Here is an 8,482-nt window from a genome sequence, read left to right as displayed (position 1 = left end):
GTCAAATATAGTCAAAGTCAGATTTTGGGGGGAGGAGTATTGAGAAATATCTCAGATATTATTGAAGATTATTTAAAACGGGTTTTAGAAATGAGCGAAAGGGAAATTGTTGAAATTAAAAGAAGTGAAATTGCAGATAAATTCCAATGTGTTCCGTCCCAAATTAATTATGTTATTAATACGAGATTTACAATTGAAAAAGGCTATGCAGTTGAAAGTAAACGCGGCGGCGGCGGATATATTAGAATCATGAAAGTACAATCACATGACGATGCTCATTTAATTGAACAATTATTATCGTTAATTCAAGGTCGACTGGCCCAAAGCAGTGCAGAGGATGTTATTATCCGCCTTGTAGAGGAAGAGATTATAACAAAAAGGGAAGCAAAAATAATGTTAAGCGTAATCGATCGCTCTGTCTTGTATATTGAACTCCCTTATCGTGATGAACTCCGCTCAAGAATGCTGAAAGCCATGTTGACAACGTTAAAATATAAATAGTTAGCAAGCTGGAGAGGTGAAAACATGATATGTCAGGAATGTAATCAAAGGCCGGCAACGCTTCATTTTACGAAAATATTAAATGGAGAGAAGGCTGAGTATCATTTATGTGAAAAGTGCGCTCAGGAAAAGGGCGATATGTTCATGCTAAGTGGTGCACCGGGTTTTTCAATTCATAACTTGTTAGCCGGTTTGCTGAATATGGATACAACCTTTCAAAATACAACGGAGGATCCATTTAAGCAGGAAGAAATTCTCCAATGTGAACAATGCTCTATGACCTTTCAGCAATTTATAAAGGTAGGAAGGTTCGGCTGTGCTCATTGTTACCAGGCTTTTAGTGACCAGCTCGAGCCAATATTGAGAAGGCTGCATAGTGGGAATTCAGTTCATAATGGAAAAATTCCTGCAAGAATCGGAGGAACCATTCATTTAAGAAAGAGCATTGTTGAATTGAAACAAAGCTTAAAAGATTCCATATCCAAAGAAGAGTTTGAAAGAGCAGCTGAAATAAGAGATGAGATTCGATTACTAGAAAACCAATTGAACTCTAGTCACGAGGGAGGGAAGTAAGCTTGTCGCTAGAACGATTCATTAACCAAGCTGTGAGCTCCTGGATGAGTGCCGAAGGTCCAGATTCAGATATTATCCTAAGCTCAAGAATTCGGCTGGCAAGAAATATAAAGCAATTCAAGTTTCCAACCCTATTTACGAATGACGAGGCCAAGTTAGTTATTCATATGATGAAGGAGAGGATCGAGAATTCCTCTTTTTCAAAACTAGGGAAATTTGAGCTGTTGCTGATGGATGAGCTCCAACCGCTACAGAAAAGGGTTCTAATGGAAAAGCATTTAATCAGTCCGCATCTCGCGGAGAATTCCTCTTATGGTGCTTGCGTTTTATCTGAAAATGAAGAAGTAAGCATGATGATTAACGAAGAGGATCATATACGGATTCAATGCATATTTCCAGGATTCCAATTATCAGAGGCTTTGAATATGGCTAATGAAGTGGATGACTGGCTAGAAGAAACGATTGATTATGCATATGATGAAAACGCCGGCTTTTTGACAAGTTGCCCAACTAATGTTGGAACAGGAATAAGGGCATCAGTTATGGCTCACTTGCCCGGGCTAGTTCTCACTCAGCAAATGAATAGAATTATACCCGCTATTAATCAATTAGGGTTAGTTGTTAGAGGAATTTACGGTGAAGGCAGCGAAGCTTTAGGGAACATCTTTCAGGTGTCTAATCAAATCACTCTTGGCAAGTCTGAAAAGGATATTGTTGAAGATCTAAAGAGTGTGGTCAGTCAGCTAATTTCACAAGAAAGATCAGCTAGAGAAGCATTAGCGAAAACTTCTAACATACAATTAGAAGATAGAGTCTTCCGCTCTTATGGGATCTTATCAAACTGCCGAATTATTGAATCAAAAGAAGCAGCGAGATGTTTATCAGATGTTCGGCTAGGGATTGATATGAAATATTTAACTAATATTTCCAAAAACATTTTAAATGAATTAATGATCCTGACGCAGCCTGGTTTTTTACAGCAGTATGCAGGAGGGCCATTAAGGCCTCATGAACGGGATATTCGCCGGGCGTCATTAATAAGGGAAAGAATGAAAATGGAAAACGAAGAGACAGGAGGATGAGAATATGATGTTCGGTCGTTTTACAGAGAGAGCACAAAAGGTGTTAGCATTAGCTCAGGAGGAAGCCATTCGTTTAGGTCATAACAATATTGGAACAGAACATATTTTGCTTGGTCTTGTACGAGAAGGGGAAGGAATTGCTGCAAAGGCTCTGCATGCATTGGGCTTAGGTTCTGATAAAATCCAAAAAGAAGTAGAAAATTTAATCGGCAGAGGGCAGGATGCATCACAGACGATTCATTATACGCCTAGAGCTAAAAAAGTGATTGAACTTTCCATGGATGAGGCACGAAAATTAGGCCATTCCTATGTAGGAACAGAGCATATCCTCCTTGGCCTCATTCGCGAAGGGGAAGGCGTTGCTGCAAGGGTACTTAACAATCTCGGAGTCAGTCTAAATAAAGCACGGCAACAAGTGTTACAGTTATTGGGAAGCAATGAGTCCGGGGGTCATCAAGGATCTTCGGCAAGTGCGAATACCCCAACACTAGATGGATTGGCAAGAGATTTAACAGCCATTGCCAGAGAAGGAAGTTTGGATCCGGTAATTGGTCGCGGCAAGGAAATTCAGCGTGTAATCGAAGTTTTAAGCCGTCGTACAAAAAACAATCCAGTTCTCATTGGGGAACCAGGTGTAGGTAAAACAGCTATTGCAGAAGGCTTAGCACAGCAAATTATTAATAACGAAGTACCAGAAACTCTCCGTGATAAACGAGTCATGACCCTTGATATGGGTACAGTTGTTGCAGGTACAAAATATCGTGGTGAATTTGAAGACCGACTAAAGAAAGTTATGGATGAAATTCGCCAGGCAGGTAATATTATTTTATTCATTGACGAACTTCACACTTTAATTGGTGCTGGAGGAGCGGAAGGTGCAATTGATGCATCGAATATCCTTAAGCCATCTCTTGCCCGAGGAGAGTTGCAATGCATTGGGGCAACTACCCTTGATGAATACCGTAAATATATTGAAAAAGATGCAGCATTAGAAAGACGGTTTCAGCCTATTACTGTTGATGAGCCAACAGCAGAGGAATCTGTACAAATTTTGCAGGGACTTAGAGATCGGTATGAGGCACATCACCGTGTTACCATTACAGATGAAGCCATTAATGCAGCAGTGAAACTATCAGATCGTTATATTTCAGATCGTTTCCTTCCAGATAAAGCGATTGATTTAATTGATGAAGCAGGATCAAAGGTAAGACTGCGATCTTATACTACTCCTCCTAATTTAAAGGAATTAGAACTAAAGCTTGAAGATGTTCGTAAAGAAAAGGATGCAGCCGTCCAAAGTCAGGAGTTTGAAAAGGCTGCTTCATTAAGAGATACGGAACAGCGCCTTCGTGAACAGCTAGAGGAGACTAAGAAATCTTGGAAGGAAAAGCAGGGCAAAGAAAATAGTGAAGTCACCGTTGAGGACATTGCAAGTGTTGTCTCAAGCTGGACTGGAATTCCGGTTTCGAAGCTAGCACAAACCGAAACACAAAAACTCTTAAACCTTGAAGAGATTTTACACTCTAGAGTAATTGGCCAAGAAGAAGCGGTAATAGCGATATCCAAAGCAGTTCGCCGTGCTAGAGCAGGATTAAAGGATCCAAAAAGGCCAATTGGTTCATTTGTTTTCCTTGGACCAACAGGAGTAGGGAAAACAGAGCTTGCCCGTGCGCTGGCTGAATCAATGTTTGGTGATGAAGATGCAATGATCCGCATTGATATGTCCGAATACATGGAGAAGCATTCAACATCCAGATTAGTAGGATCTCCTCCAGGCTATGTTGGATATGAAGAAGGAGGACAGTTAACGGAAAAGGTTCGCAGAAAGCCTTATTCGGTCGTCCTGTTAGATGAAATTGAAAAAGCGCATCCAGATGTATTTAATATTCTATTACAAGTACTAGAGGATGGCCGCTTAACGGATTCGAAGGGAAGAACAGTAGACTTCCGGAACACCGTTTTAATTATGACTTCCAATGTGGGCGCAGAAGCCTTGAGAAGAAATAAATACGTTGGTTTTAACATTCAGGATGGGCAACAGGATTACAAGGATATGAAAGGTAAGGTAATGGAGGAGCTGAAGAAATCATTCCGTCCAGAATTCCTTAACCGTATTGACGAAATCATTGTTTTCCATGCGTTAGAGAAGAAGCATCTGCAAGAAATCGTGACCCTAATGTCTGATCAATTAACAAAACGATTAAAAGAACAGGATATTAATCTTGAATTAACAGATGCTGCGAAGGAGAAAATTGCTGAAGAAGGCTATGATCCTGAGTATGGAGCTAGACCTATTCGCAGAGCGATTCAAAAGCATGTCGAGGACCGATTATCTGAGGAATTGTTAAAAGGAACGGTATTAACAGGCCAGGGTATTGTTATTGATGTCAAGGATGGGGAATTTGTAGTGGAACCAGCAAAAGGAAAGCCTGCTGCAACCTTACAAAAATAATGGCGTCTAAACAAATGGTCTGATGGAAATCAAGAGGGTACACGTAAGAGCGTGTGCCTTCTTTGCACTTAATAGTAAAATAATTAAGCGATTTTCTAATTAAAAAGAAGAGGAAGAAAACTAGAATGGCCAAAAGAAAAACAAAGTTTATGTGTCAGGAATGCGGCTACGAATCTCCAAAGTGGATGGGGAAGTGCCCAGGCTGCGGCGTGTGGAATAAGATGGTAGAGGAAGTAGAGAAAGCAGCTGGTACGAGAAGAGGAGCCTTCGCACACTCACAGGGCTCGGCCGTCCTTTCAAAAGCTACACCGATTACTTCTATTGAAACCGTAAGCGAGCCTCGTATTTACACAGACTTGAATGAATTAAATAGGGTGCTTGGGGGAGGAATTGTCAGAGGTTCGCTAGTACTGATTGGCGGTGACCCTGGTATTGGGAAATCGACCTTACTTCTCCAGGTCTCATCTCAATTAGCTAATAAAAACCATTCTGTCTTATATATTTCCGGTGAGGAATCTATGAGGCAGACGAAATTGCGTGCGGATCGACTAGGAGTTGCTTCCGAACATTTACTCGTTTATTCGGAAACGAGCCTCGATGAAATTAGCCGTACTATTGAAAGTGCCAATCCTAGCTTTGTGATTGTTGATTCCATCCAGACAATTTTCCACCCAGAAGTAACCTCTGCTCCAGGCAGCGTCTCTCAAGTAAGAGAGTGTACGGCTGAGTTAATGAGAATTGGGAAAACGAAAGGTATTGCCATATTTATTGTCGGGCATGTTACAAAGGAAGGCTCCATTGCGGGTCCAAGACTATTGGAGCATATGGTAGATACGGTTCTTTACTTTGAAGGTGAGCGTCATCATACATACCGAATTTTGCGGGCAGTCAAGAACCGCTTCGGCTCCACGAACGAGATGGGGATCTTTGAAATGAAAGAGTTTGGCTTAGAAGAAGTGGAAAATCCATCAGAAATTTTCCTGGAGGAACGATCCCAAGGTGCGGCTGGTTCAACCGTAGTAGCTTCAATGGAGGGCACTCGTCCAGTCCTTGTAGAAATTCAGGCTCTTATTTCTCCAACAAGCTTTGGAAATCCCCGGAGAATGGCAACCGGAATCGATCATAATCGTGTCCCGCTATTGATGGCAGTGTTAGAAAAACGAGTCGGGATGTTGTTGCAGAACCAAGATGCTTACCTTAAGGTCGCTGGTGGGGTGAAGCTTGATGAGCCTGCTATCGACTTAGCCATTGCTGTAAGCATCGCTTCTAGCTTTCGTGACAAGCCCACAAGAGCTACTGACTGCATTATAGGCGAGGTTGGTTTAACGGGAGAGGTTAGAAGGGTATCAAGGATAGAGCAGCGTGTTCAGGAGGCAGCCAAGCTTGGATTTGAACGTGTGATTTTACCAGCAAATAACCTAGGGGGCTGGTCTGGGCCAAAGGGAATTGAGCTTGTAGGAGTCAGTTCCGTCAGTGAAGCATTAAAAGCAACTTTAGGAGGTTAGAGAATGGAGCTAAAAAAGCTTGGTGAAAAAACGATGAGTGAAATTCTGCAATTTATGGCCCCAGGTACGCCGATTCGGGAAGGAATCGATAATGTGCTAAGAGCAAATACAGGAGGCTTAATTGTTTAAGGAAGTAAGGACAAAATCACACATATCGTTGATGGGGGCTTTCAAATAAATGCTTCTTTCTCACCAAGCTATTTGTACGAGTTGGCTAAAATGGATGGAGCGATCGTATTAAATCAAGAAGGGAATAAAATTTTGATTGCAAATGCCCAATTAGCACCAGATCCAACTATTCCGTCATCGGAGACAGGCATGCGCCACAGAACAGCAGAAAGAGTTGCAAAGCAGACAGGAGAGCTTGTTATAGCTATTTCACAAAGGCGGAATGTCATCACCCTTTATAAGGGCCATTTTCGCTACGCACTTAGGGATATTGGGGTTATTTTGACTAAGGCAAATGTAGCCTTACAAACACTTGAAAAATACAAGATTGTCTTAGAAGAGGATATTTCTAATTTAAGTGTGCTGGAATTTGAGGAAATTGTGACTTACAGCGATATATTAAGCGTGTTTCACAGCATTGAAATGGTCCTAAGGATAAAAAATGAATTACTAACTTATTTAAACGAGCTTGGGATAGAAGGAAGACTGATTCGCTTACAAATGAACGAGCTTTTAGACGGTATTGAGAGAGAAATAGATTTAATTATTAGGGATTATGCTCATTCAAAAGACACTCACCCTAATGAAATGTTTGATAAATTACAAGAGTTGTCGGTCGGGAAAATGCTGGAGGATTCAGTTATTTTAAAGCTATTAGGATATAACGGCTATGTCCATACGGAAGAGTTTAGGTGTCCCCGTGGCTATCGGATGTTATCAAAAATCCCAAGATTGCCTCCTATTATTATTGAAAATTTAATTCTTCGGTTTATGGATCTCCCAACTATTGTTTCTGCGTCAGTAGAGGAATTAGATGAAGTTGAAGGAATTGGGGAAGTAAGGGCTAAAAAAATAAAAGAAGGCCTAAAATTGATAAAAAAACAGCTTTTAGCAGATCGGCAGCTTTAAGTGACCATTGAACTATATATGCCGTTATGATAAAATGATCGGTTATTTGTATTATTTGACACTTGATTACCAATGGTGCTACCCTAGTTTGTAATAGATTCTTTTTTTTCATCATCTATATTTTAATATAATTTTTTCTGCTCCAAGGTTTCAATTTTAAAAATCTGTTTATAATGAATAAAAGGAGGTGAAGGTATGTTAAAACGTATTGTTCAAGCATGCTTTCTGATAATCGGGATTACGCTGGGGATATTTCTCATTCCCGAACTATTAATATTAATATCCCTGGATGACATTGCTCTTTTAAATAATCCATATGTATCCGCCTTGTTAGGTGCCATTATTTTTTATCTTATTTCTTTTTGGGCGGTTGATCATGTTGTAAATGTTGTTAAATGGGTGGAAGAGTCGCTTGTAAAAGCACCCATAACCGATATTATCTTTGGAAGCGTTGGCTTAGTTTTTGGATTAATCATCGCCTTTTTAATTGGGTATGCTTTAACAACTATTGAAGTGCCTGTCTTAAATACTGTTGCTCCTATTGTGTTAACCCTTATATTTGGCTATTTAGGTTTTCAGGTGGGCTTTAAAAAGCGTGATGAGCTTCTAACCTTATTTTCAAACAGAAAGAAGAAGAATATAGAAGAAGAAACTGAAGCACCACCGAAAAATGTGTTGAAATTATTGGATACAAGTGTCATTATTGATGGCAGAATCGCCGATATTTGCCAAACTGGATTTCTAGAAGGAACCATTGTCATCCCGCAGTTTGTTCTGGAAGAATTACAGCATATTGCTGACTCATCAGATGTTTTAAAGCGGAATAGAGGACGAAGAGGTCTTGACATTCTAAACCGAATTCAGAAAGAGCTTGCGATTAAAGTAGAGATTTATGAAGGTGACTTTGAAGAAATTCAGGAAGTAGATAGCAAGCTAGTGAAGCTTGCGAAAGTAACAAATGGAATCGTTGTTACAAATGATTTTAACCTAAATAAAGTTTGCGAATTCCAAGGGGTTTCTGTCTTAAATATTAATGATCTAGCCAATGCTGTTAAACCGGTTGTTCTTCCTGGAGAAGAAATGAAGGTACAGGTCATTAAAGATGGAAAGGAACAAAATCAAGGAATTGCTTATCTGGATGATGGCACAATGATTGTGGTCGAGGATGGCCGGGATTACATCGGAAAGCATATTGATGTCCTTGTCACGAGTGTTCTGCAAACCTCAGCTGGACGAATGATATTCGCGAAACCAAAGCTATTGGAAAAAGCATTATAAGGGATTGGGGTTTG

At 40.3% G+C, this 8,482-nt stretch carries 6 protein-coding genes and 1 pseudogene; all 7 read left to right on the top strand.

The window, feature by feature from the left end; genetic code table 11:
- The first annotated feature begins 90 nt into the window (after positions 1–90).
- The 7 genes and pseudogenes from V7164_RS03520 (at position 91) to V7164_RS03490 (ending at position 8,468) form a co-directional block, all read left to right on the top strand.
- Entirely contained in the window at positions 91–501 is a 411-nt protein-coding gene (locus V7164_RS03520) for a CtsR family transcriptional regulator (protein ID WP_438824015.1), read from the top strand.
- Positions 502–525: 24 nt separating this feature from the next.
- The gene (locus tag V7164_RS03515) at positions 526–1,074 is read left to right on the top strand and encodes a UvrB/UvrC motif-containing protein (protein ID WP_335346141.1); all 549 of its coding nucleotides are present in this window, start codon (positions 526–528) and stop codon (positions 1,072–1,074) included.
- 2 nt (positions 1,075–1,076) lie between these two features.
- The gene (locus tag V7164_RS03510) at positions 1,077–2,156 is read left to right on the top strand and encodes a protein arginine kinase (protein WP_335346142.1); all 1,080 of its coding nucleotides are present in this window, start codon (positions 1,077–1,079) and stop codon (positions 2,154–2,156) included.
- Between the two features lie 4 nt (positions 2,157–2,160).
- Positions 2,161–4,608, top strand: coding sequence for an ATP-dependent protease ATP-binding subunit ClpC (gene clpC, locus V7164_RS03505; protein ID WP_335346143.1), 2,448 nt, complete (start codon positions 2,161–2,163; stop codon positions 4,606–4,608).
- Between the two features lie 125 nt (positions 4,609–4,733).
- Positions 4,734–6,113 carry a DNA repair protein RadA gene (gene radA, locus V7164_RS03500; protein WP_335346144.1) on the top strand — a complete coding sequence of 460 codons (1,380 nt, stop codon included), beginning with the start codon at positions 4,734–4,736 and terminating at the stop codon, positions 6,111–6,113.
- A 3-nt stretch (positions 6,114–6,116) separates the two neighbouring features.
- Positions 6,117–7,190 (top strand): annotated as a pseudogene (gene disA / locus V7164_RS03495) (DNA integrity scanning diadenylate cyclase DisA).
- A gap of 195 nt (positions 7,191–7,385) precedes the next feature.
- A complete protein-coding gene (locus tag V7164_RS03490; RefSeq protein ID WP_335346146.1) occupies positions 7,386–8,468 on the top strand; it encodes a PIN/TRAM domain-containing protein in 1,083 nt (360 codons plus the stop codon).
- Positions 8,469–8,482 lie beyond the last annotated feature (14 nt).

Source organism: Bacillus sp. JJ1474 (genome assembly GCF_036965225.1).
Classification (GTDB): Bacteria; Bacillota; Bacilli; order Bacillales; family Cytobacillaceae; genus Cytobacillus.
This window is presented reverse-complemented; position numbering and strand designations above follow the sequence as displayed.